Below are 23,157 nucleotides of genomic sequence, written 5' to 3'. Positions count from 1 at the left end.
ATAAAAAGTAATGCAGTATAAAAAAATACCGTAAACTGGAATAAAACTAATAGATTACTCAAAAATGTGTGAGACGTCTGCAGCGCCTTGACGTATCAATTCCGGTGGGAATGACGTCATGTCAATAACAGTGGTAAGTTTGGTGGTCAAAACACCCGCATTAATCATCAAATCGATGTGATTAGCGAGCTTCTCTTCGATATCAAATGGATCATCTAATGCGAGCTCCATCTCAGGTAAAATTAAAGAACTTGTGAGGATTGGTTCTCCCATCGACTCTAAAAGCATTTGCGAGATTGTATTTTCTGGTACGCGGATACCGATCGTTTTCTTTTTTGGGTGTGACAGCTTTTTAGGCACATCTTTTGTCGCCTCCAAGATATAGGTAATTGCCGCAGGTGTATTCGCTTTTAGCAGTTTAAACTGTTGATTGTCGACTGTGGCATAGGTGGCTATTTCGCTTAAATCTTTGCACAATAAAGTGAATTGATGCTTATCATCAAGTTGTCGAATAAATCTAAGGGTTTCGATAGCCTTTTTAGAGCCAATTTTGCAGCCAAAGGCATAGCTTGTATCGGTAGGATAAACGATCAGTTGATCGTTACGGAGTGCTTCGACCGCTTGAGCGATAAGCCTTGGTTGAGGGTTTTCTGGATGAATATATAACGTTTGCATAAGGAGTCTCTCATAACTTCTTCTTTTGATTATTAAGTGATAGCTCAGTGAAAAGCTAAACGAAAAAGTCTATTTAAGCAGGGGAATATGGTTTATGTGTTGTCTATTTAATATTGATATTCACGCAGTATCTATATCATGACACAAATAGGCAAGCGCTGTTAACAGTATTTTCGCATCCTGAGGTAGTAAGTTAGGTTGGTTAATAAATAGATTGGCTTTAGCATAGACATCTTTTGCAAACGTACTGTCAGTGGTATCAAAGTTTGCGTGCAAATTATCCTGAGATACGCTAAATGTTTTGCCACAAGCTAAAGTAAACAAGCACTCAATGGCTTGTGGTTTAACTTCAACCTTTTCGAAGGCTTTTTGCTGTGCTTCAGTGCGACCATCAGGGGCATACCAATATCCAAAGTCCGCCAAGGTTCGCCGATGACGGCCGGCAATACTCCAGTGACTGATTTCATGTAGAGCACTTTGGAAATAACCATGCGCAAATTCGATTCGTGCAGGCTCGCCATGACATGAAGGGAAATACTCAGGCTCATGACCACCCCGTACTAATTGAACGTTTTTAGAAGCAAATAAGGCATTAAATAAGGTAATTAACCAGTTTACTTCAAGAGTTTCAATATAGTCATCATCGACCTCTAAATAAGCTGTACCTGGATGTTGCTTATATTTATGTTGCTTACTTTGCTGTTGCTGAATTGAAAGCCAGTCTTGTTTTAATTTCGGCAGTAAATTATCGACGTCGCTAACGTCATTCAACGTGCTGTATTGGAAGCGTTGATCACTTGAATGGAGTCTATCAAGAGTAGGCCTTATTTTATGGTCAGCGAATCCTAAAGGATCTTTATTTGAGACGATAAGCGCTTTGATTAGCAGGTCAATGGGTAGGTTATTAAAATAATAAGACGTCATACAACAGGCTTTTAATATGATGTGATTGAAATTGAGTAATTTAACTATAAAGTGGGCAAATTACATCAAAATTTAAAACGTTAAATTGAAAATATTCAAAACGCGTGATAAACAGAACTGAATACAGGTTGATTGCAAAAGAGTATGGCATAGAAGATTGTATCAAAGACGGTGCAAAAAATTGTGGGTATTTTAACCACTCATTTTTAACACCCTATAACTATTTTAAATATGATTCTGTCGGTTGCTATGTAAAAGAGCGATACCTATAAGCCATATCATTATCAAAAAGAGTCATGATAATAGGGCGTGTGGAACATTCGACCATGGCACTGGCGGAGACTATTTTTTAGTTAATTTGCAGTGAAATTTTTGACGCTTAGTCATTCTAAGTTAGAACCCTAAATTTTTAAAAGCCGCCATATATTGGCAAAAAAGAGTCCCGCCCCTTTCGGCTGATACTAAAATCGCCCCAGACGTTGTTACAAACCTAGCTAAGGTCTAGACATTAGCGTCAGTTTGCGCCTAGTCTGGAACGATTTTAGCTATCAGCAGTGCTAATTTGCGAATTTTCCACACGCCCTAATAGGAATGGAGGTATGTAAGGGTTAAAGTATCGAGAATTATCCACAGCAAACTGTCGAATTAAGTTTTAAACCAGAGAGAAATATGACAAAATATAGTCCAGATAATAAATCCACTAACTTAATGGATGCTACCTTGAGTAATAATACAGAAAAAAGCGCTCAGCAGTTACCTAACCATGTGAATTTGGAAAAATGGGAAGATAGCGGGTATATATGGTCAGGGACTATCACACCGAGCTTATTAAAACGTTTGGACGATATTGTACCTGAAGATTATCGAGATAAGCCTATTGAACTAAAATGTGAGCTTAAAAAGCAGGGTCAGTTATTGACTTTAATGATGCAGTTCACGGGTGAGGTTTGGGTGATTTGCCAACGTTGTTTGGCACCTATGTCTATCGATATCACACACGAAGCACAGTTAGTTTTATTACAGCATGCAGATCAAGAAAGTTTGATAGATGAGTCAGATGACTATCTGCTACTTGAAGAGCTGTTGGCAGATCAACCGGAAAATAAAAAAGGTGACCGACTACTGCCACTTAAGAAATTAGTGGAAGATGAGTTGCTACTCGATGTACCTTTATCAGCGAAACATGATGATTGTGAAATGGCGGTCGAACAAGTTGGTGAAATAGTTGAAGAAGAAGCTGAGAGCCCTTTTGCAGCTTTAGAAGTTCTTAAGGGTAAGTTATAAACCGTTACTCAATTTAAGGCTTACTATTTAGAGAGTTTAGAGCCATTAGCATGCTTAAAGGTGAAGTAGAGATTAACCCTTTATTTTATACAATAAAGCGGGTATAATCTCTCGTTTATTATTCCCAGATTCATAACCTATTTGATTTTTAATAAGAGTTGCTCTTATTGAGGTCAATAGAGAACTCATTTTGCAAAGTGCTATTATATTTTATCTGATTAATTGATTAACGATATAATACGTATCTTAGCAGTATATTTTTAGAATAGGAGCAAGACCCATGGCTGTTCAAAAAAGTCGTAAAAGCCGCTCACGCCGTGATATGCGTCGTTCACACCATCATATGGAAGTTGCTGAGCTAAGCATCGATGCCACTACTGGTGAAAAACATCGTCGTCACCATATGACGAAAGATGGTTTTTATCGTGGCCGTCAGTTGTTCAAAGTGAGTCAAGAAGACTAGTTACCTTCAATTATCATGATTGTGGTGTAGTATAAGAGCTAAGCCCTACCAATAATCCAATATTATTGGCGGTGCTTAGCTCTTTTTTATATGTATCTATTTAGATACCTATTGTCATAAGAAGGCTTACAATGTCATTAAAACAGTCTCTATCCGTAAAAAAACATAGTCAACCTGATATACCTCGCCGTATTGCTGTTGTCTTTCCTGGACAAGGGTCTCAAACTGTCGGGATGCTCAACGAGCTTAGTGAGCTATATCCTATCGTAAAGCAGACATTTAGTGAGGCCAGTGATGCCTTAGGATTTGATTTATGGGCAGTCTGTCAAGATGATGTTGCATTGGCTAAAACTGAAAACACACAATCAGCCTTGTTAGCCGCTAGTATAGCCATATGGCGAATTCTAAAAGATAACACTCATTTTGAGCCTCTGTTTTTAGCAGGCCACTCATTAGGTGAGTATAGCGCATTATGTGCGTCAGGTGTGTTAAGTCTGGCGGATGCGGTAAAACTGGTGCATGCACGTGGTCAATTTATGCAACAGGCAGTTGCAGGAATAGAGACTAAAATGGCTGCGGTACTTGGCTTAGATAATAGTCAAGTAATTAGCATTTGCGAACAAGCTCAAAGTAGTCAGGACAATGCTATAGTGAGTCCAGCTAACTTTAACAGTCCAGGGCAAGTTGTAGTCGCAGGAAATGAGCTAGGTATGGACTTATTAAGTCAACATATTCAGTGCATGGGTAAAAAGATGGTGCCACTAAAGGTAAGCGTTCCATCACATACTGAGCTGATGCAACATGCCAGTGAAGCGCTCTCAGAAAAGCTGAGTCAGGTTGAGTTTGAATTGCCAGTGAGTCCTGTTTTGCAAAATAGACATGCCAATGAAGAAAAAACAGTTGCCGGTATCAAAAAAGCACTGATAGAACAGCTGAGTCACCCGGTACTTTGGACCCAAACGATGCAAAAGTTGGCGGATAAACATATTAACTTAATTATAGAATGTGGTGCAGGTACTGTGTTGAGCAACTTAGCTAAGAGACAAGAGACCCCGATAATGGCATATCCAACTGATAAGCCTGAGCGTCTCATGAAGTTATTTGATAAGTTGAATGAGGAGTCATCATGAGCCGTACTATTATATTAGTTACAGGTGCCAGTCGTGGTATTGGGAAAGCCATTGCAAAACGCTTTGCTAAAGAAGGCCATTTTGTGATTGGGACAGCGACCTCTACGGAAGGGGCTCAAGCCATCGATGACTATTTACATGATGCGGGAGGGATTGGCCGTGTATTAAATGTTACTGACCAACTTCAAATCGACAAGCTGTTTGAAGAGATCGAAAGTGTGTACGGTAGTGTGCAAGTATTAGTCAACAATGCAGGTATCTCTCAAGATGGTTTGCTCATACGCATGAAAGATGATGACTGGGATACGGTCATCGATACAAACTTAACCGCCATTTATCGTATGAGTAAACGAGCTATTCGCGGTATGATGAAAGCCCGTAAAGGACGCATTATTAATATCTCATCTGTCGTGGCACAAATGGGAAATGCCGGACAAGCCAACTATGCTGCTACTAAAGCAGGTCTAGAAGGTTTTAGCCGTACATTGGCACGTGAGATAGGGTCACGTCAGGTCACTGTCAATTGCGTGGCGCCTGGTCTTATTGAAACAGATATGACGGATGAGCTAGATGAGCGTCTACTTAACTCAATGTTAGATGCTGTGCCAGTAGGGCGTCTAGGACAACCCGAAGACGTGGCAGCGACCGTGTCTTTTTTAGCAAGTGATGAGGCGAGCTATATTACTGGCGCCGTTATACCGGTCAATGGCGGGATGTATATGTAATATCATTGTTGAAATGTAATAATTTAGAATTGTAAAGTGTCTGTGTTTATTATAAGCAGTGAGTCGTGTTATTATTAAGGTAATGCTTTCTTCTTATAATTTCTTATATACTGGAAACAGATAGTCTTTGAAGGGTTGAGATAGATTGAGTCAATATTACCCTTTAGACCTTAAATATTTAAACCTTAATTTAGATAATATTTAACAATAATAGGATGGAGATTCCAATGAGCGAAGAAATTGAATTAAAAGTAAAATCAGCGGTTGCTGAACAGTTAGATGTGAATGTTGAAGACATTAAAAATGATTCATCATTTATTAATGATCTTGGTGCTGACTCATTAGACTTAGTTGAGCTTGTAATGACTTTTGAAAATGATTTTGACATTACCATACCTGATGATGATTCAAATGAATTAACAACGGTACAAAAAGCGGTAGATTATATTAAGTCAAAGTTAGATTCTTAATCTAGGCAATAAATAGCTTAGTAACATTAGCTTAGTATCATGAAAAGACCACAATAACTTGTGGTCTTTTTTATTTCTGAACCTATTTAATCAATTATTAGCATAATAAAATTTAACAATTAACTACATTCGCTTAGTAAACTGTTAATTAAGTTATAGGTATACTTTAAGGGTGACATTCTATCAATATAGATTATTTTTTAGGTTATCTGACAGGTTATGTTTAAACTCTTTAATCATAATTTTGACATAAATGGTAATCAGATAAATAATAAGATATTATAATAACGTTATTTATTAATAATAATTTATAATCTATATCATAAACAGTAATTTTAAGGAGAAAACAATGGGAATTTTTAGTTTTGCAAAAGACATCGGTGATAAGATTTTTAATCGTGAAGATGCGGACAAGGAACAAGCGTCAAATGCGGATGCCTCTAAACCTGCAGCTTCTACTGAGCCCTCAGCTCAGTCAGTTGCTAATCTTTTATTAAAGCGTATTCAGCAACAAAATTTAGAGATTAGCGATCTTAAAGTTAAATATAATGGTTCATCAGATACTGCTGAAATCAGTGGTAAAGCCAAAACGCAAGCAGACCGTGAAAAAGCGATTATCGCTATTGGTAATGTACAAAACGTTGCTAAAGTTATCGATAACATTGATATTGAGCAAGATGCACCTGAGTCAACCATGTACACCGTGAAGTCTGGTGATTCACTGTCTAAGATTGCTCAAGAAGTATATGGCTCTGCAAATGAATACAACAAGATTTTCGAAGCCAACAAGCCTATGCTTACCAGCCCTGATAAAATTTATCCTGGTCAAGTTTTACGTATTCCAAAGCCTTAATTTAAAAGCAATAGCTTGATAGTTAATTAGATTTTTACTATTTAAATGACATAAAAATTAAATGACATAAAAATAAAGACGTTTACTCTAAGAGTAAGCGTCTTTTTAGTTCTGTTTATGATGATTTAGATGTTTGCAAAAGTCGTTTAGTATAAGTCGATCGGTATTTGATGGATTATTTTAATAATTAATCATAAAGCTTTATTCATTATGCACAATTGCTCTAAAAAACTGCTCTAAAAAATGGCTCAAAACAATTACTCCAAAATTTAAAATCGAGCCTGTGAGTCAAGATTGTGAGTCAATGTTATCTAATACCTCATTCACAGTGCTTAGATTAAGCTGTAGCTTTAGCCCAACATTTTTGATTAAAGGTCTTAGTGTGCTTGGCTAAAAGTAACAGCCTGGTGAATTTTAGTAAGTTTAGAACGGGGATCTAATTATTGTTTTTCAATTATTGCTCTTTAATTTTTGTTCATTAATCGCCCAATGAATATGCTCATCGAGTATGTCACTGTGCAGACCTAGCCGAGAGGATAATAGCCTATTATGTTCAGGGTCATAGGGAGCATTACCGATAGCGATGGCTATATTCCTTAAGAAATTTAGATAGCCGGTGCGACGTATGGGACTGCCCTGTGTTCGCTCTAAAAACTCAGCTTCCGTCCACTGCCATAGCTCAGTTAATAAACGGTTATCAAGACCATGTCGGGCATGAAAGTCATCAATAGGACTAACTTTAGCATATCGATTCCATGGGCATATCAGCTGACAGTCATCACATCCAAATATTCGGTTACCTATTGCCCGGCGGTACTTCTCTTCAATAATCCCATCATGTTCTATCGTTAAATAAGAGATGCAAGCACTGGCGTTGAGCTGATAGGGTGCAACGATAGCTTGGGTCGGACAAATATCTATACAGGCACTACAGCTGCCACAATGCGCTGATACAGGCGTATCTTCAGGTAAAGTTAAGCTTAGAAAAAGCTCGCCTAATACAAAAAACGAACCAGATTGCCTATTGATCAGTAACGTGTGCTTACCTGTCCAGCCTAAGCCCGCTTGATCGGCTAAAGGCCGCTCAAAGATAGGCGCAGAATCGCTAAAGGGTCTAAAAACAAAAGGTAAGTCTGCTCCCACCGCCAGATGGTGCCACTGAGGCAGCATGGTCTCAATCTGTTGCGCCAGTTGCTTTAGGCGAGAGCGCATGGTTTTATGATAGTCACGCCCACGAGCATAGCGGGCAATGATGGCATGATTAGGACGCAGGTTGTCCTCAACTTGACGCGGCTTTGGTGGAATTTCAAGATAGTCCATGCGCACTGAGATAATAGTGCGTGCGCCTTCTACTAGTAAGGCAGGATTGGCGCGCTTGTCATGATTGTTCTCCATAAATTGGAGTTGGCCATGATGACCCTGTGCCAACCAGTCACGAAGTCCCTGCATTTGTGCTTCGAAAACGGGGTTGTCAACACTGACAAAGCCGCAATCTGCAAACCCAAGCGCCAACGCCTGATCATGAATCCAAGTTTTAACGTCATGGGCATCGTTAAAAGGATTAATGGTCAGCTCATTATCAGCAGCCGGTTGTGTGCTTACAGAGTTAGACATATTAAGTTAGGACTCAAGGGAGAACAATAAAGGCAACGTGTACAATGATGTTGGTATGATAAGCTATTAATAGGAAAATATAAAATTTATGTCAAATTCCAAACGAGCATTAAAACTGTCAGTCAACTCAATACAAAATAGCACGTCACATTATGTCATAAATGAATATGCCAGAATAAAAAATGCCTACATTAAATAAATAGGAGACGCCCTAAGATGTCAAATTCAGCACGTTTACATATTAAACCTAAACTAAAATACTCAAGTTTAAGTCTACCTTTGTTCACCCCTGATCAAGTTTATGATATTGAAAAAAATTGGTTTGACGCAGGTAATCAAAGCTATGGTCTTATGCAACAAGCCGCTTGGCAAATCTCACAATGGATTTATCAGTCCTATTTGACCAATGACGTAGTAAAAGAGGATCTAGTAAAGCGCACTTTTAATGTGAGTGTCTGGGTAGGTAGCGGAAATAACGGTGGTGATGGCTGGTGTGTGGCATATTATTTGAGCCAAATGGGCGCTCAGGTATCGGTCGTAGAAGTGGCTAAAGCAACTACGAGTGACGCCACGGCGGCTAAGAACACTGCCATCGAGCAAGGTGTTGAGGTCATCGATTTTCATCAAGTGTTAGATCACCAGTACCCATTAAACGCGGATATTATTATCGATGCGCTGTTTGGTATCGGTTTGGATCGTGCGCCTCAAGATGATACTGCAAAAGCCATCGATTATATCAATACTGCAAGGCGTGAAGCTGGTAGTGCGGGACTTCAGGTTATCAGTATTGATGTGCCAAGTGGGTTAGTATCGAGTACCGGTCAAGTCTTTGAAAGCTGCGCTATTAATGCTGATATTACGTTATGTCTGGTAGCACGAAAGATTGGGTTACATCTTAAAGATGCTGCGGACTATACGGGGGATATTGTTGATATACCTTTGATACCGAGTGTGCTGACACAGCGTCCTATTGCACAATTACAATATAATGCGTTACCCATTCGGCGCCGAAAAAATAATACCCATAAGGGAAGCTTTGGTCATGCCTTGATAGTAGGGGGCAATCAGGTAGATGGCTCACAGGGGATGGGAGGCGCTGCCATATTGTCCGCAAGTACAGCCATGTCTGTAGGACTAGGTAAACTGACCGTTGCTTGTCATAACACCTTTCATAGCAGTCTGATTGCAAGTGTGCCCAATGCAATGACAGTGGATTTACATGACAAAACAGGAGTTAAAGCCTTGATTGGGGAATGTAATGTCATGGCAATTGGTATGGGTCTGGGACGCGATAAAAGAAGCTTGTCGTTATTCGAAACCTATTTACGCACTGCCATGGAGGAGGGGGTGGATATGGTGATTGATGCAGATGGGCTGTATCATCTTCATACGCTCAGTGAGAAAAGCCAAACCTTGATTGAGCAACTGAAAAAATATTCGCTTGAGAATCAAGTGTGGTATACGCCACATAGTGGTGAGGCAGCGAGACTATTGAATACGGATCCAAATCATATAGAGTCAGATCGACTGGCATCAATAAACCGTTTGGCTGATAAGTTTCATGGCAGTTGGTTGCTTAAAGGGGCAGGCTCTATCGTTATTGATCAAAGTCTGGAGAATGAACACGGGCAATCACAATCACAACCACAGGCCTACGTATGTGCAGCGGGCAATCCAGGTATGGCAACAGCAGGTATGGGGGATGTATTATCTGGCTTAGCAGCTGGGTTACTTGCGCAAACAGCTCTACAGCCAAAATGTCGCAGTTTGCAGCAAGCGGTGTTTATCCATGCTATGGCAGGTGATAGGTTAGAAAAAGAAGTCGGCGTTTGGGCACTACAGGCTAGTGATATGCCAAGCGCTGTAGGCAAAGTTATGCAACAATTGACCGTTATGTTATAAGTAACGATTGGCGTAAAACTACAATAGTGAGCAACTGGGAGTCATTTATTAGCGTCGGCTTTGCGGTAGTTGCAGAGGTGATATAAATAACTTCCCGTTGCCTATAATAAGGCGCTATTCGCTTTTTCGCTAAACTCAAGAGAGAACTTAATAGCAAATAGAACTTAATAGCGCTTAATGCTTTTATCTTTTGAAATGATTTCTTGATGGATAGGGAAGGTGTTATGACTATCAAACGATTGACGATCTTTAAAATAATGATTCAACGTACGTCTTACTGCCTCAAAGGCAATCTCATCCCAAGGAATATCTTTTTCTTCGAACAACGCACATTCAAGACTCTCTGGCCCAACATCATATCGACCTTCCTTTAAGTCGGACAAATACATTACATAAATTTGACCAATATCAGGAATGTCATACAGACAATATAGATGAGGATTGATGGCGACAGCATCCGCTTCTTCAACTGTCTCTCGAGCAGCACCCTCAGCCATGGTTTCACCAATTTCCATAAATCCGGCAGGTAGCGTCCAATACCCATATCTGGGTTCGATCGCACGGCGACACAGCAGCACTTTGTCATCATGAATAACGATAGCCCCGCATATAACCTTTGGGTTTACGTAGTGAATATAATGACAATTTGGACAAACCAAACGTTCATTATGATCGCCTTCTGGAATTTTGTATTCTGCTTGATGTCCGCATTGTAAACAGTACGCCATACAGGTGTCCTTCTCTTTAAAATATGCTGATAATTTTATTTATTATCGGTAAAGCTTATATTAAACTGGCTATTTATGTCCTTCAAAATTAACGTCTTTAAAATTTAAAGGGTGAATCTTGAGCACTTAATTATTTTAAGAAATTGATCGTTTTAAGCTGTTTTATTTTCATTTATTTAATCAAATAGTGTACCGTAAATGAACTAAATATTGACTAAAACGACCCAGTCATCAAGATAGCATAGTTACTCATTATGCGTTAGTCTAACAACAATACCTCACTTATTGTTAACGGTTTATTGTGACTTATGAAACCTAAAACTGAATCAAATGTTGTCTTTGGAAACTCTAAGCATAACCAACACTCGGTACGCTTCGACGAGTTGGCAATTGTGCTGCCTGAACACATTGAACAGCCCTCATTAAAGCAATTGGCTCAGAGAGTTCAGCAAGCCATGTTTGAGGAGGAGGTACGGCCACAAGATAGCGATCGCCAGGATAAGGATGAAACCAATAACCTTAGCATCTATAAAAATGATGAGTTCGATTCGAACAGTCAACACGCATCACAATCTATGTCTGGAGATATCGGAAAAGCCAGAAATATATTACGCAAACTAGTGGATACACCCAATGCAAACGCGGCGGTATTGGTGCTCATTACAAATGAAGCCCATCCTAAGCTCATGTTGACCCGCCGTGCTGCTCACTTAAATAGCCATGCAGGTGAGGTGTCATTTGCAGGTGGTAAGCATGATCATGGTGATGGTAATAATGTGGTGACAGCTTTGCGAGAAGCCTGTGAGGAAACCGCATTACCGCCCAGTAAAGCACAAATTATCGGTCAATTACCGACACAAGTCTCTAAAAAAGGGTTGATAGTCCGTCCTATCGTTGCTTTAGTTGAGCCCCCTGTCACTTACGTACCAGAGCTGGGTGAGATTGCCCGTATTTTTTGGGCTGATTTTGAAAGTTTAATGACCCAGCCTACTACGGATCATATTATACCTTTGCGCATGGGAGATGAGTCGATGATGATTAAGACACCGAGCTGGCAGGTGGATGGTGAGGTAGTATGGGGGCTGACAGGGCGGATACTTGCAAGCCTTCTAAAAATTGCCTTTGACCGAGACGTTGACTGGTATTATGAGTCAGTTGATTCGCCTTAAGCTCGTTTTGATAAGAGGGTAAATGAAACAAAGCCCTAACAACGTATTAGCCATTATCACTAATACGAATCGTTCCCGTATAGACATCAGTGGTTTGTGTGCTATTTTCATTCTCATGACGTATTTTTAAGCTACCGTCGGGATTGATACCGACGACCACGCCGTCTAGATAAGTTTGTTGTGACTGTTGTGTCCCTTCCTTGGATTCTACTGGATGATCAATGAGCTGTTGTTGAATATGAACATGACGTCCTACCAGTATATTCACGTTATTATAATCATTTAAAAACCTAGTCACTGCGTAAGCGGAGTGATGAAAGCTAGTGTATTGTTCAATCGCACGAAGAATAGTAGCACTTACAGAGAAGTAAAGGTCTTCCGCACGTGGCAAGCTTGACGAATCATTCGAAGCGTCATATAAAGCATCCTTTAAAACATTGTTTGAAGTGGCATTGGAAGCGGTGTCTATCGTTGATTGTTGAGGGCAGTGCTGGTTATTATATCGCGCTGAATTGCGTTTGTTGCCGTTATGATTGTCTTCTTGCCTGTTTCCTTCTTGCCAGTTCCCTGCTTTATGGGCCCTCACATCCCCTTGAGTTTGTTGAATAATCTGGCTTAAACTCACTGCTTGATACGCCATTTTCTCTTGGGTCTCAGTAGTCAATTCAGGCGCAGCATGAATATTCATCCCCACTCCTACAACCACGCCGGTAATTTGATTGTCTGTTAATACCGGCTCAATGAGAATGCCCGCCAGTTTTTTAAAATGCAACTTATCAGACTGAGCTAATGGGGCATGTGGTGGGGTATGGTAATACCCAATATCATTGGCCCATTTAACCCCAATGATAGGCGCACCATAAGCTATGCGTTGACGATTTAGCTTTTGAATAATCGGTAGCTGGGTCAGATGATAGCCAATCACTAAAGACAGTAGTCCTGATAAAGGGGTTATTAAAGGGTGGTAAAGCGACAAATAAATATTGCCAATCGGAGAGTGCCAACTGCGACTGCGTTGACCGCGTCCCTCCGTTTGCATACCGGCCGTTAACAGGTAGGGTTGGCTTTTATCCACTGTACCGGATTCTAGTGCCTGTAGAAGTTCACTATTCGTCGATGGGCTGACGGGTACATGATGGTGTAACAGCAGTTGCTTGGAATTGGAATTTGAATAACTGGGCATACATTCGCCTATTTTTGGACTTAGATGAGCACTAGATTATTGTATTACCGATAGTTTAAAGATGGGCTTTTGATTTACTAATAGCTTATACCAAATCTAGACATTAAACTATGGAGCAAGGCGAGTGCAATCGCTACAGCTAATAGGCTCACTGACACTGATACCAACCTTGAAATGACCATAGCTTCAAATAATAGGTTACTCTTAGATAGTGGTTTTACTTCTGATCTAACGCATCTAAACCCAAACGCATCCACTGTATTGCCAGATCGTTTCGATCACTAATCATATTCCACAGCCCATCTTCACTAAAGATAGAATGAGCAGTGCCAGAATACTCAAGCTCACTATCCGCTTCGCGATCCTCTACCCACTGTGGACTTTGATAATACTCGGTGAGTTCTGCAAACAAGGCTTCGGCTTCAACCCAGCGTTGTTGCGCCTGAACTTGCTCGCGGTGTATTTCTTGCCAGCGTTCGAATTTCTGTTGCAGCTGTTGAGGGCTATATTGAGAGATAGGTTGTGGGCTGTTTTCAAAGCTTTGTTGTGTCATGAGAGTCTCAATTAACTCGGGAAGTTCCTTCAAATATTAGGCAGTATCAGGGTTAAAGTCAATCTGACTAATTAAGTCAATCTGACTAGGGCACATTCTGCTAATAAAACAGAACCCTACTTGAGTTAAAAATGGCAATGTCGCCTTAAATTGCCAGTAAAAATTGTCGCCGATTCTAAAGCCTGAAAAATAGTTAGATTTCAGGTAAAATGAGCCTCTTTTACGTCATATTGTTACCGTTTATTAACCTATACTTGCGAGATCCATGCGTCTAAAGTCACTCAAACTGGCAGGCTTTAAATCCTTTGCCAATCCCACTACCTTCACTTTTCGTCATGGTATTACTGCCATTGTTGGGCCGAATGGCTGTGGCAAATCGAATGTGATCGATGCCATACGCTGGGTACTAGGTGAGTCGTCAGCCAAGCAATTACGTGGCGGTGCGATGAGTGATGTTATTTTTGCCGGTACTCAAAATAAAGCGGCTAAAAGCCTTGCCAGTGTAGAGCTAACATTTGAGCATACTCAAGATGAGCAGACGGGTATTCGCCACGAGTTAAACCTATACCATGAGCTCTCCGTACGCCGTCAGGTAAATGTAGAAGGCAAATCGGATTATTTTATAAATGGTACCCGGTGCCGACGCCGTGATGTGGTGGATGTATTCTTAGGTACGGGGCTTGGTCCACGCAGTTATTCAGTCATTCAGCAAGGCATGATAGGGCGCATTGTTGACTCAAGTCCGTTGCAATTGCGAGAGTATATTGAAGAGGCGGCGGGGGTCTCTCGTTACCAAGCAAGGCGTGAGGAAACTCAGAAAAAACTGCTAAAGACTCGTGAAAACCTTGAGCGCCTGACAGACATCGAAGCTGAACTGACCCGCCAGAAAAAAAAGCTGGTTAAGCAGGCAGAAAGTGCCAATCAATACCAAGCTTTAAAAGAGCAATTAAGCCAAGTGAAAGAGCAGTTGGCTATTGAACAGTTATATCGGGCCAAAGCGGCACAAATGCAGTATAAGTCCGAGCAACAATCTTTGAATAAAGCGGTCACTGAGCTACAGGCTAGCCATGAACAATTAAAAAAGAAGTTAGCGAAGGTCAGTGAGCGTTTGGCTGAGGAGCAATGGTTAAAAGATGAGGCACGAGACAAGCTTCACACACAAGATATCGAAAAGCAACACCTTACCCATAAGCGTGACACTCTTCAATCATCACTCGATCAGCTAGAGCGGCGTCTTCAAGGTAACTTAGATCGACAGCAGCAAGTCAAAGACAGTATTCAAGACGCTAAACAGCAAAGCCAATCTCATAAAGCGACTTTAGAGAGCTTAGCCCCTAAGGTGTCGGATCTTGAGAAGCAGACGCAACACACTCAGGCTAAATTTGCCCCCTTACAAACTCAGTGGGAGCAAAGTCGCGATCACGTAGCCAAGCTTGAATCAGAGAAGTCCCAACTTGAACAGGCACTTGCGCTTAATCAGCAAGCCCATACCCGACTGCAAAATGATCTTGCAAAGTGGCAAACTAAAAATAAAAACTGGCATGACGAAGCGCTTAAGTGGGGTATATTACTCCCTGAGATTGAGACTTCTCATGACGATATTTCAACTCATAAAGAGCAGCCAAGCGATAGTCATCGACAAAGCCAGATTGGCCAGAGTCTGTTTGATGAACAGAATGAGCAGGATACACTCAATCAGAGCGCTCGTTTTAGCAGTCTAACTGAGCTTGAAGAGGCGCTAAAGCAAAACGAAGCCAATCTTAAAAGCTTAACCAATCAACAAGAGACTCTCTCTGATAGACTGGATATTGAAAAGCCGGTATTAAGTAATTTACATCAAGCGTTAGAGGACAAGCAGACTAAACGGGTTAAGCTTGAAAAACACCATGCCAGTCTCATTGCTGAGTATGATACGTTGCATGCTATCGTTCATCCGCCAAAAGCGTTACATACCCAAAATTCACAAGACCAGTCGTCTCTGATGAGTAATGGGTCTGTCAAGGCAACAGCAACTTCTCAGTCAAATGCGTCGGTAAATAAAGCTAAGAAGCAAAAGCAACGACCCGTACAGCTTTTAAATTTATTACCAGAGCTGCATCGACACATCAAACTGACGAAGGCAGGCGAGCAATATGCAGAGTCGCTAGATATGTGGCTTGGGTTTTGGCTGGATGCCCGAATCTATGACGTCCAGTATGAATCGGATAATGAACCTAACACTAATATGTCATCATGGCAGGGGTTATTAGCAGAACTATTAACAGTTACTGATACCACTGTGGGTCTATCGGATGACGCAAAGCAGAAGCCTAATGCTAATAAGGGTGACGTTAAGACTAAACTTAATGCTAAGACAACGTCTAGCGCCAATAGTGTTTTGTTAACGATTGAAAGCAGCTCTGAGTCATCTATTGACGAAGGCGTAACGCAATTATGGGACAGTATAGATAGTCAACTTGAGCCATTAAGTCGCTTAATCGCTGCACCACATTTAAAAGTATGGCAACAATGTTATCTGTATATTGATAATACTGACAATGATGATAACGACAATGTAGATAACGATAAAGATGTCAAACCCGACCTTCAAGATGCTCAAAATAGTGAAATAGCAAAAGTTGAAAAGATCGCCACATTGATAAATGAGCTACCGCAAGGAAGCCTTATTCTGACTCAAGCAGGATGGCTCATTAGTCGTGTGGGGGCACTGCACATTAGTAAGCTGACAGGTACTGCTAATAATGCGCAATTTTTAACACAGCGTGTACAGCAACAGGCACGCTTAGCGGAATTAGAAGAGGCGCTAGATACACTAGAAGATGAGATTGATACGCTGTCTCAGTCGATTAAGGCAGACAAGACCCAGTATGATCAGGCATCCATCTATACGCAAGAGCTGTCTGCACAACTTACCTTTCTAAGTCATCAAATCACTGAGATTAAACAGTCTTATGTTGAATTAAAATCTAAGCGAGACAGACAGCAGCACGAACAACAGCGATTGCAACAGCTGCGTGACGAGCTTGATACAGAAAAACAGGGACTGCTTGTTGAGCGTGATGAGCTTGAGAACAGTATTAGTTCAGCAGAAGTTTCTCTTAACGCACTGACTCCTGAATTAGACACGGCAAGACAATCACAGCAACAGATTGAACAACAAAGGCTAGTCATTAGTCAGCAAGAGCGTGAAGAGAGCGAACAACTTCGGCAACTGCAACTAGAATTAAACCAAGCTAAAATAGCGGCAGAACACCATAAAGAGGCACTTAATAAGCGACAGTCGGAGCTTGACTCTCTAAAATGCACTCAAGACCAATTAGGCATTGAGATCGAAAAAGCCAGTCTACAGTTTCCTAATATTGACGGCCAATTGCAGGTTGCCAATACCCAGTACCATGCACTAAAAATAGACTTGGAGGAGCGTAATGGTATCATTGGCACGTTGCAAGCTGAGAGCCGTCAATTGCAACAGCAGCGAGATCAAACGGAGCAACAGCTAAAGCAGTCGCAACAGCAACTGGCGCAGACCACCACGCAAGTAGCCCTTGCTAATGAGCGTATTAATGAGGCCAGTCACTCTTTACAGCGGTTAAATAGCCAGATAAATACCAGCCGTTTATTGACGGATTTTATTGCGCATGGACGTCGTATGTCAGAGGATAAGCTGCAGAGTTTGCAACAGCAAGAAAGTCAAGTAACCGCTAAGCTTGAGAGTATGGGGCCAGTTAATTTAGCGGCCGCAGCTGAGCTTGCTGACGTTGATGAGCGCCTATTACCTTTAGAACAACAAATTATCGATATTACTGCTAGTATGGATACCTTAACCGATGCGATTACCTCCATTGATGCCAAAACTAAAACGTTATTCTTACAGACCTTAGATTCCGTCAATGAGTCGTTGACTCACTTGTTTACCAAGGTATTTGGAGGCGGTCAGGCAAGCCTGACTTTAATAAAAGAGGAAGCGCTTGACTCAAGTGAACAGTGGCGAGCGGGGCTTGAGCTGATGGCACAGCCCAAGGGTAAAAAGAACAGCCGATTGGCTGTATTGTCTGGCGGTGAAAAAACACTGACTGCTTTGAGCCTCATTTTTGCCATATTCAAACAACATCCTGCTCCGTTCTGTGTACTCGATGAGGTCGATGCGCCGTTAGATGATGCCAATGTCGGTCGATTTACTAACTTAATCACTGAGCTTGCAGATGACGTACAATTTATCTTTATCAGTCATAATAAGCTGGCAATGCAAATTGCGGATGAGTTAAAGGGAGTGACTATGCCGCAGGCAGGTATCTCAACCCTGGTCAGTGTCAGTTTAGAAGAGGCTGAACACTACTTAGAGACTAGTGCATAAGGCGTCGTTTATACCAACTTTAAAAGACTCATTGCCCGTTTTTTAGATTAGGCCCAAGCTTTAAGATATAAAATTTCAGCTATAAAAAAGTGCGGTGCCGTTAAGAAATGTTGCTGTAAAACAAGTCAGGTATAGTAAAATAAACACCTGCTAAATACGCCTTTATAAAAAGTTGACATACGCGGTCACCGTTTGATGACGATGTGAGTAAAGCGTGCTAGACTAGGGGCTGTATAGAATTGATTAATTAGGACTGCTGATAGCTAAAATAGACCTAGACAAGGCGCAAAACGATGCTAATGTCTAGACCTTAGCTAGGTTTGCAACACGGTATAGGTCATTTTTAGCTTCAGCCCGAAGGGGCGGAGCTATTTTTTGCCCATACATTGCGAAATTGTCTCACTTAGAATGACTAAGCGTCAAAAATTTCACTACGTATTGTCTAAAAAATAGCGACCGCCAGTGACATGAATCAATTCTACACAGCCCCTAATACCGTTTAAATCATTTTAACTTTGGGACACGAATATCATGACCACCGTACAATTTATTCTAATTATCATTGCAGTTGTCATTATGGTAGTAGGTCTGTATATGATTATTCGTGGAATTGTCAAACAAAAAAAGAGTGCAGACTCTCAAGGCATTATTCGTGATAAAAACGGTATCCCAATTATCCCTCGTCATGAGCGTAAACTGGTTGAAGATGCAGATGAGCAATTAGAGTCAGGTGAAACCATTATTTCACCAGATCGTAAGCATCTGCAGCCCGTCATAAATGACGAGATGCACGACGATGCGAACGCCTATGATAATGCCAATCAGAACGCTGCGACTGTCTCTGAGGAAAGGGGCGACTTCAAGGAAACAGATTTTTCTGAAGCTAGCTATTCTAACACGACTAAAATTTTAGAGAGTCATCCTGTCGATACTGGGTTAAATACTCAGCCGGATACTGCTGATCAATCACACAGCCATCAATCACTCAACTATCAATCAGATACTCGTCAAAGATATGCAGCAACAAAACCAGTAGGCTCAAATTCACCTGACTCACATTTAAATGCGATTCATGAAGACGATGCTGAGGATGACTTATTTTCAAATTTAGTATCCGCCACTGAGAAGTTGATGCCAGTCATTCAAACTGCGGAAGAACCTGAGTTTATAAACAATAGCCCAATGCTTGATCAACATCTACTAGCAGAGGCAGATCAAGATCAAAATAGTCCGCTTAATCATGCTCAGGAAAACATCAATATTACGTTGGTACCAAGAGAAGAATATGGCAATGTTGATGGTAAAAAGATTTTGTCACTGGTGTCACAATATGGTCTTAAATATGGTGCAATGAATATGTTCCATCGTTATGAGAATAAAGATGGCTCAGGTATCTTATGGTTTAGTATGATGGGTGTGACTGAGGACGGGATTACGCCCTTTGACTTAAATATGTTACCAACGTCACACTATAATGGCTTAGTCTTCTTCTTATCACTTCCTCATCCGAAAGCAACTCAAGGGTTTGATAGCATGATGAGTGTGGTCAATCTTATTTCAAATGATCTTAATATGAATGTCTATGATGAAAATAATGAGATATTAACCCGTGAACGACGACAGCAACTTCGAACACAAGTTCAAGAGTATCAGGCGAGTAATTTCTAACTTATCCGTTTCAGAGGATTAATCATTAACCTGAGTCTGGGATAAGAACTTTTGTAAGCCATTGTTTTTATTTGAGTTAAAAAATCCATCCCCAACCCTTCCTTTGGAAAAGGAAGGGAGCTAAATTTTCTAAAGTCAAAAAGAGATGAATGACCGTTTCTTTAAAAGGTGAGATGCATTGCTTTGCAACAAAGGAGTGCCTATAACCTTAACTTTTATGAATTGTTTATCCCGAATCCAGGTTAGTTGTTTAAAACGAATAAGATATAATTAAATAACCGTGTCGGTTTATGACACGGTTTTTTATTGACACTATCACTATACAGTCCAATGATTAACACAGTTGACTTATCCCAACTTATTAACCAAGTGTAGAGGTAATATTTTCATTGCTTTACCGACTGCTAACCAAGGTATGGCAGGGACACATGCCTCATCCACGCCAGTTTCAATAGCAGCAACCAACGCATTACTTCCCGTTTCTTCATCAACCTCAAAAGGCAGCTTTGGCGCGCCTTCATTGATTTCCGTACGAATATAACCGGGATAAATAGTTGTTACTTGTATAGGCAGATTGTCAGCGATCATCTCGGCTCGTATGCCTTCGGCAAGATGGGCGAGAGCTGCTTTACTGGCCGCATAAACGGTTAAATGCTTTGGCATACCACGCATAGCAGACATACTCGATATTACGACAAGATGGCCAAAGTTTTGTTCACGGAAGATCTGCATAGCAGCTTCACACTGAGCTAAGGCAGAGATAAAATTGATCTCTGCCGTACGCTTATTAATATGAAAGCGTCCTGTACCCACTCGTCGCCCTTCACCCACCCCTGCATTGACTATAACTCGATCTATCGTGCCAAAGTCTTGTTGGAATGCTTGAAAGACCTTAAATACGGCTTCATAATCACTGACATCTAACACTTTAAATTCAACTCGAACAGTGGGATTTTCTGCTAAAATCTTAGCTTTTAACGTCTGCAACCGATCTTCACGCCGTGCGCAAATCGCTAGATTATAGCCAAGTTTGGCAAAAATGGTTGCCATGCCTGCACCAATGCCAGAGCTCGCCCCTGTAATAAGAATGGTTTTGTCTTTGCCTGACTTAAGATTGATTAATTGACTTAAATCCTGATTTTGAAGTAAGGCTTTAGTGTCCTGAAACTTGCTCTGGATGCTACCCATCAGACTGTGTTGTACGGTACTCAATAAGGATTTTTTCATAAGGGTCTCGGTCATTGCTTCGATAAAATGATATAGTCGTAGCCAAACAAAAGAGCGACAGCGTTAACCTCATTAATCCTACTAGAGTAGTATTTGCGTTCGGTTGCCTTGTCTCTCATTTAGTTGCCTATGACTATAGGAGTGTGAGTTAATACGTCATTTCATGCTATATCTCATGCTATTTTAAGTCTCTTTATTCAATACTAGTTCCTGCCAATAGTTACTGCCAATAGTCACTGCCACGACATAAAGCTTTGTCCTTGATCATACAAATGACTGTGCTCATTTAAAGACAGTAGACGAATTTTATTAGATTTTGAGATGAGGGACGTGACGCCAGTATTCACCAAGCTGCGGTTTATCTGATAGGCCGTTTGGCTACCTTGCTTAAGTAGGCTTGCTGTTATTGCAGCAATAACACCTCCAGAGGTAACAATAAGGACATTGTTGGTTTCTAGCCGCTCGGCCTGACTAACAACCTTTTGCAATGCGCCTTGTACCCGTTGATTAAATTGTGTCCAGCTTTCAAGATAGTCCTCGTCATGCTCTCCAGAATGCCAGCGCAACATCGCGTCATTAAACAGCTCAGCCAAGCGTACTTTAGGTACGGGTGCTTTAGCAATAGCCGCTAACACCCCAAATTCGGTTGCAAAGGTAGGATCAAATTTAACAAACACATCTTTGTGGTTAAATTCGTTTAAATCTTCAATAATAATAGGCTCAATAGAGCCGTTACTTTGATAAGCCTCTAAAAAATGCATTGCCGTATCTTGCTGGCGGGTCAAAGAGCCTGTAATAACGGCGTCAATTTTGCGCTGGCTGAGGGCATATTGTGCCCCCAATAGCTGAGATTGCTTGATACCAAGGTCTGATAGCTTATCGTAGTTTTTTTGACCAAAAGAAGCCTGTCCATGTCTGGCAAATAGTAAAGTTGTCATATCATCCTTAAAGGTTTAATGGGGTTGATAATTGTCTATTGTTAACCCGTTTTAAAGGTTTTAGTATCAGCATTTTTTGATTAATGATTAATCTAGCCAGCGTTTGGCGAGTGAGTGAATAGGTTTTGGTAAATTACCGCTCTTAACCGCTTTGGTCGCTTCATGCTTGGCAATCAGTTTGAGCGCCCGCGCATTAATAGCGTGGGTGATAATCCAAAAGTTCTTAAAAGCAGGATTATCGGTTTGTTTGTTGTAATACCGATAGTAGATTTGCTGGGCAATACCCGCCAAACGAAACAGGCCAAATACTTCGTAAAAAGCCCAATTGTCAGTGGTCATACCCGTCTTTTCTAAATAGTAGCTCACCACTTCCTCGCGTGTCATCATACCGTCGAGGTGAGTCGGCTGGCGACGGGATTGACGCATGACGATGTTGTCATCTTTTTGTACCCAGTACGCAAGAGCACCCCCTAAATCCATTAAAGGATCGCCTAGGGTTGCCATCTCCCAGTCAAGCACACCAATGACCGAGGTTGGATTATCAGGGTCTAAAACGACGTTATCAAAGCGCCAATCATTATGAATCACACAAATGCGGCTATCTTTAGGAAGGTTGCGTTTTAACCATTGGCGCACGACATAGAAGCTTGGGACGTTGGGTGTTTTCGCCTTTGTATAGCGTCTCTCCCAGCCCATGACTTGGCGTTTGCAGTACCCATCCCCTTTACCGATGTCTTTTAATTGCGGATTATGTTGATAGTCAATTTGATGCAATTCAATCAGCGCATCAATGACATTGGTACATAATTCGCGAATCTCTGAGCGGTCTAACTTTAGCTGTTTAGGTAGATTGGCACGCGGAATAATCCCTACTAAGCGCTCCATCACATAGAAGTCGCAGCCTATCACAGACTCATCAGTACACAGGGCTATCATATCTGGCACATACGGATAGTCGTCATGTAGTGCTTGCTGAATATTAAATTCACGCACCATATCATGTGCCGATTTGGCTTTAGTACCTGCAGGAGGACGACGCAGGATAAGATCTCTGTTGTCATAGTGCAGGCAATAGGTCCAATTGGAAGCACCACCAGAAAACTGCGTAACTTGTGGATCGCCTTGAACATCGATATGTTGTGAGATTAGCCAGTCAGTGACCGCGTTGGCATCTAACCTCTCAGTTTCTCTAACGGTCGTAGGCTTATCGATCAGTGTACTTTTTATGGCGTCATCGGCAGTGGACTGATTGGAAGGTTTGGCAGTGCTCATAAAATTCCCTTTAATATGGCAAAAT

19 protein-coding genes are annotated in these 23,157 nt (G+C 41.2%); 10 read left to right on the top strand and 9 right to left on the bottom strand.

Annotated features, from left to right (window positions below; all coding sequences use genetic code 11):
- Positions 1–54: 54 nt before the first annotated feature.
- Together AC2SLT_RS02685 and AC2SLT_RS02680 are read right to left on the bottom strand one after the other, a co-directional pair.
- A complete protein-coding gene (locus AC2SLT_RS02685; protein ID WP_486545968.1) occupies positions 55–675 on the bottom strand; it encodes an L-threonylcarbamoyladenylate synthase in 621 nt (206 codons plus the stop codon).
- Positions 676–795: 120 nt separating this feature from the next.
- Positions 796–1,599 (bottom strand): elongation factor P hydroxylase, encoded by an 804-nt coding sequence (locus AC2SLT_RS02680; RefSeq protein ID WP_486545967.1) that lies wholly within the window; start codon positions 1,597–1,599, stop codon positions 796–798.
- A 669-nt stretch (positions 1,600–2,268) separates the two neighbouring features.
- On the opposite strand from AC2SLT_RS02680, the gene AC2SLT_RS02675 reads away from it, so the two are divergent.
- The 6 genes from AC2SLT_RS02675 to lysM all read left to right on the top strand — a co-directional run bounded on the left by AC2SLT_RS02675 (position 2,269) and on the right by lysM (position 6,524).
- On the top strand, positions 2,269–2,883 hold the full coding sequence (locus tag AC2SLT_RS02675) for a YceD family protein (protein ID WP_486545965.1): 615 nt from the start codon (positions 2,269–2,271) through the stop codon (positions 2,881–2,883).
- A 280-nt stretch (positions 2,884–3,163) separates the two neighbouring features.
- Entirely contained in the window at positions 3,164–3,346 is a 183-nt protein-coding gene (gene rpmF / locus AC2SLT_RS02670) for a 50S ribosomal protein L32 (RefSeq protein ID WP_486545964.1), read from the top strand.
- Between the two features lie 131 nt (positions 3,347–3,477).
- A complete protein-coding gene (gene fabD, locus AC2SLT_RS02665; protein ID WP_486545963.1) occupies positions 3,478–4,476 on the top strand; it encodes an ACP S-malonyltransferase in 999 nt (332 codons plus the stop codon).
- The gene (gene fabG / locus AC2SLT_RS02660) at positions 4,473–5,201 is read left to right on the top strand and encodes a 3-oxoacyl-ACP reductase FabG (protein WP_486545962.1); all 729 of its coding nucleotides are present in this window, start codon (positions 4,473–4,475) and stop codon (positions 5,199–5,201) included. The genes fabD and fabG overlap by 4 nt, the downstream gene beginning before the upstream one ends.
- Before the next feature lie 227 nt (positions 5,202–5,428).
- A complete protein-coding gene (gene acpP, locus AC2SLT_RS02655) occupies positions 5,429–5,671 on the top strand; it encodes an acyl carrier protein (protein ID WP_486545961.1) in 243 nt (80 codons plus the stop codon).
- A 349-nt stretch (positions 5,672–6,020) separates the two neighbouring features.
- A complete protein-coding gene (lysM, locus tag AC2SLT_RS02650) occupies positions 6,021–6,524 on the top strand; it encodes a peptidoglycan-binding protein LysM (RefSeq protein WP_486545959.1) in 504 nt (167 codons plus the stop codon).
- Between the two features lie 450 nt (positions 6,525–6,974).
- Here lysM and queG read toward each other — a convergent pair whose 3' ends face one another.
- Positions 6,975–8,138, bottom strand: a complete 1,164-nt coding sequence (queG, locus tag AC2SLT_RS02645; protein ID WP_486545957.1) for a tRNA epoxyqueuosine(34) reductase QueG — start codon at positions 8,136–8,138, stop codon at positions 6,975–6,977.
- 216 nt (positions 8,139–8,354) lie between these two features.
- Between queG and AC2SLT_RS02640 the strand changes: the two genes are divergently transcribed.
- Positions 8,355–10,040 (top strand): NAD(P)H-hydrate dehydratase, encoded by a 1,686-nt coding sequence (locus tag AC2SLT_RS02640; RefSeq protein WP_486545956.1) that lies wholly within the window; start codon positions 8,355–8,357, stop codon positions 10,038–10,040.
- Between the two features lie 164 nt (positions 10,041–10,204).
- On the opposite strand, the gene AC2SLT_RS02635 is transcribed toward AC2SLT_RS02640, so the two are convergent.
- The gene (locus AC2SLT_RS02635; RefSeq protein WP_486545954.1) at positions 10,205–10,768 is read right to left on the bottom strand and encodes an NUDIX hydrolase; all 564 of its coding nucleotides are present in this window, start codon (positions 10,766–10,768) and stop codon (positions 10,205–10,207) included.
- Between the two features lie 308 nt (positions 10,769–11,076).
- Here AC2SLT_RS02635 and AC2SLT_RS02630 point away from each other — a divergent pair, with 308 nt between their 5' ends.
- Entirely contained in the window at positions 11,077–11,937 is an 861-nt protein-coding gene (locus AC2SLT_RS02630) for an NUDIX hydrolase (protein ID WP_486545953.1), read from the top strand.
- A 46-nt stretch (positions 11,938–11,983) separates the two neighbouring features.
- Here the strand turns inward: AC2SLT_RS02630 and AC2SLT_RS02625 are convergent, their stop codons facing one another.
- Together AC2SLT_RS02625 and AC2SLT_RS02620 are read right to left on the bottom strand one after the other, a co-directional pair.
- Positions 11,984–13,120: a biotin--[acetyl-CoA-carboxylase] ligase gene (locus tag AC2SLT_RS02625; protein ID WP_486545951.1), complete on the bottom strand. Its 1,137-nt coding sequence runs from the start codon at positions 13,118–13,120 to the stop codon at positions 11,984–11,986.
- A 217-nt stretch (positions 13,121–13,337) separates the two neighbouring features.
- Positions 13,338–13,673 carry a DUF4298 domain-containing protein gene (locus AC2SLT_RS02620; protein ID WP_486545949.1) on the bottom strand — a complete coding sequence of 112 codons (336 nt, stop codon included), beginning with the start codon at positions 13,671–13,673 and terminating at the stop codon, positions 13,338–13,340.
- Between the two features lie 265 nt (positions 13,674–13,938).
- On the opposite strand from AC2SLT_RS02620, the gene AC2SLT_RS02615 reads away from it, so the two are divergent.
- A complete protein-coding gene (locus AC2SLT_RS02615) occupies positions 13,939–18,027 on the top strand; it encodes an AAA family ATPase (protein ID WP_486545948.1) in 4,089 nt (1,362 codons plus the stop codon).
- A 531-nt stretch (positions 18,028–18,558) separates the two neighbouring features.
- Positions 18,559–19,695 carry a cell division protein ZipA C-terminal FtsZ-binding domain-containing protein gene (locus tag AC2SLT_RS02610; protein ID WP_486545947.1) on the top strand — a complete coding sequence of 379 codons (1,137 nt, stop codon included), beginning with the start codon at positions 18,559–18,561 and terminating at the stop codon, positions 19,693–19,695.
- A 348-nt stretch (positions 19,696–20,043) separates the two neighbouring features.
- Here the strand turns inward: AC2SLT_RS02610 and AC2SLT_RS02605 are convergent, their stop codons facing one another.
- The 3 genes from AC2SLT_RS02605 to AC2SLT_RS02595 all read right to left on the bottom strand — a co-directional run bounded on the left by AC2SLT_RS02605 (position 20,044) and on the right by AC2SLT_RS02595 (position 23,132).
- Positions 20,044–20,922, bottom strand: a complete 879-nt coding sequence (locus AC2SLT_RS02605) for an SDR family oxidoreductase (RefSeq protein ID WP_486545946.1) — start codon at positions 20,920–20,922, stop codon at positions 20,044–20,046.
- A gap of 233 nt (positions 20,923–21,155) precedes the next feature.
- Positions 21,156–21,860, bottom strand: a complete 705-nt coding sequence (locus tag AC2SLT_RS02600; RefSeq protein ID WP_486545944.1) for a histidine phosphatase family protein — start codon at positions 21,858–21,860, stop codon at positions 21,156–21,158.
- Positions 21,861–21,947: 87 nt separating this feature from the next.
- Positions 21,948–23,132 carry a phosphotransferase family protein gene (locus AC2SLT_RS02595; RefSeq protein ID WP_486545943.1) on the bottom strand — a complete coding sequence of 395 codons (1,185 nt, stop codon included), beginning with the start codon at positions 23,130–23,132 and terminating at the stop codon, positions 21,948–21,950.
- Positions 23,133–23,157 lie beyond the last annotated feature (25 nt).

This window comes from Psychrobacter sp. CX18 (genome assembly GCF_057396215.1).
This window is presented reverse-complemented; position numbering and strand designations above follow the sequence as displayed.

What these genes read in the sequence shown, in the direction of transcription:
- queG (WP_486545957.1), bottom strand. Translation starts at nt 8,138, where the DNA reads ATGTCTAACTCTGTAAGCACACAACCGGCTGCTGATAATGAGCTGACC.
- AC2SLT_RS02685 (WP_486545968.1), bottom strand. Translation starts at nt 675, where the DNA reads ATGCAAACGTTATATATTCATCCAGAAAACCCTCAACCAAGGCTTATC.
- AC2SLT_RS02680 (WP_486545967.1), bottom strand. Translation starts at nt 1,599, where the DNA reads ATGACGTCTTATTATTTTAATAACCTACCCATTGACCTGCTAATCAAA.
- AC2SLT_RS02675 (WP_486545965.1), top strand. Translation starts at nt 2,269, where the DNA reads ATGACAAAATATAGTCCAGATAATAAATCCACTAACTTAATGGATGCT.
- AC2SLT_RS02635 (WP_486545954.1), bottom strand. Translation starts at nt 10,768, where the DNA reads ATGGCGTACTGTTTACAATGCGGACATCAAGCAGAATACAAAATTCCA.
- AC2SLT_RS02595 (WP_486545943.1), bottom strand. Translation starts at nt 23,132, where the DNA reads ATGAGCACTGCCAAACCTTCCAATCAGTCCACTGCCGATGACGCCATA.
- AC2SLT_RS02615 (WP_486545948.1), top strand. Translation starts at nt 13,939, where the DNA reads ATGCGTCTAAAGTCACTCAAACTGGCAGGCTTTAAATCCTTTGCCAAT.
- fabD (WP_486545963.1), top strand. Translation starts at nt 3,478, where the DNA reads ATGTCATTAAAACAGTCTCTATCCGTAAAAAAACATAGTCAACCTGAT.
- AC2SLT_RS02605 (WP_486545946.1), bottom strand. Translation starts at nt 20,922, where the DNA reads ATGAAAAAATCCTTATTGAGTACCGTACAACACAGTCTGATGGGTAGC.
- AC2SLT_RS02610 (WP_486545947.1), top strand. Translation starts at nt 18,559, where the DNA reads ATGACCACCGTACAATTTATTCTAATTATCATTGCAGTTGTCATTATG.
- AC2SLT_RS02625 (WP_486545951.1), bottom strand. Translation starts at nt 13,120, where the DNA reads ATGCCCAGTTATTCAAATTCCAATTCCAAGCAACTGCTGTTACACCAT.
- AC2SLT_RS02630 (WP_486545953.1), top strand. Translation starts at nt 11,077, where the DNA reads ATGAAACCTAAAACTGAATCAAATGTTGTCTTTGGAAACTCTAAGCAT.
- fabG (WP_486545962.1), top strand. Translation starts at nt 4,473, where the DNA reads ATGAGCCGTACTATTATATTAGTTACAGGTGCCAGTCGTGGTATTGGG.
- rpmF (WP_486545964.1), top strand. Translation starts at nt 3,164, where the DNA reads ATGGCTGTTCAAAAAAGTCGTAAAAGCCGCTCACGCCGTGATATGCGT.
- AC2SLT_RS02600 (WP_486545944.1), bottom strand. Translation starts at nt 21,860, where the DNA reads ATGACAACTTTACTATTTGCCAGACATGGACAGGCTTCTTTTGGTCAA.
- AC2SLT_RS02640 (WP_486545956.1), top strand. Translation starts at nt 8,355, where the DNA reads ATGTCAAATTCAGCACGTTTACATATTAAACCTAAACTAAAATACTCA.
- lysM (WP_486545959.1), top strand. Translation starts at nt 6,021, where the DNA reads ATGGGAATTTTTAGTTTTGCAAAAGACATCGGTGATAAGATTTTTAAT.
- AC2SLT_RS02620 (WP_486545949.1), bottom strand. Translation starts at nt 13,673, where the DNA reads ATGACACAACAAAGCTTTGAAAACAGCCCACAACCTATCTCTCAATAT.
- acpP (WP_486545961.1), top strand. Translation starts at nt 5,429, where the DNA reads ATGAGCGAAGAAATTGAATTAAAAGTAAAATCAGCGGTTGCTGAACAG.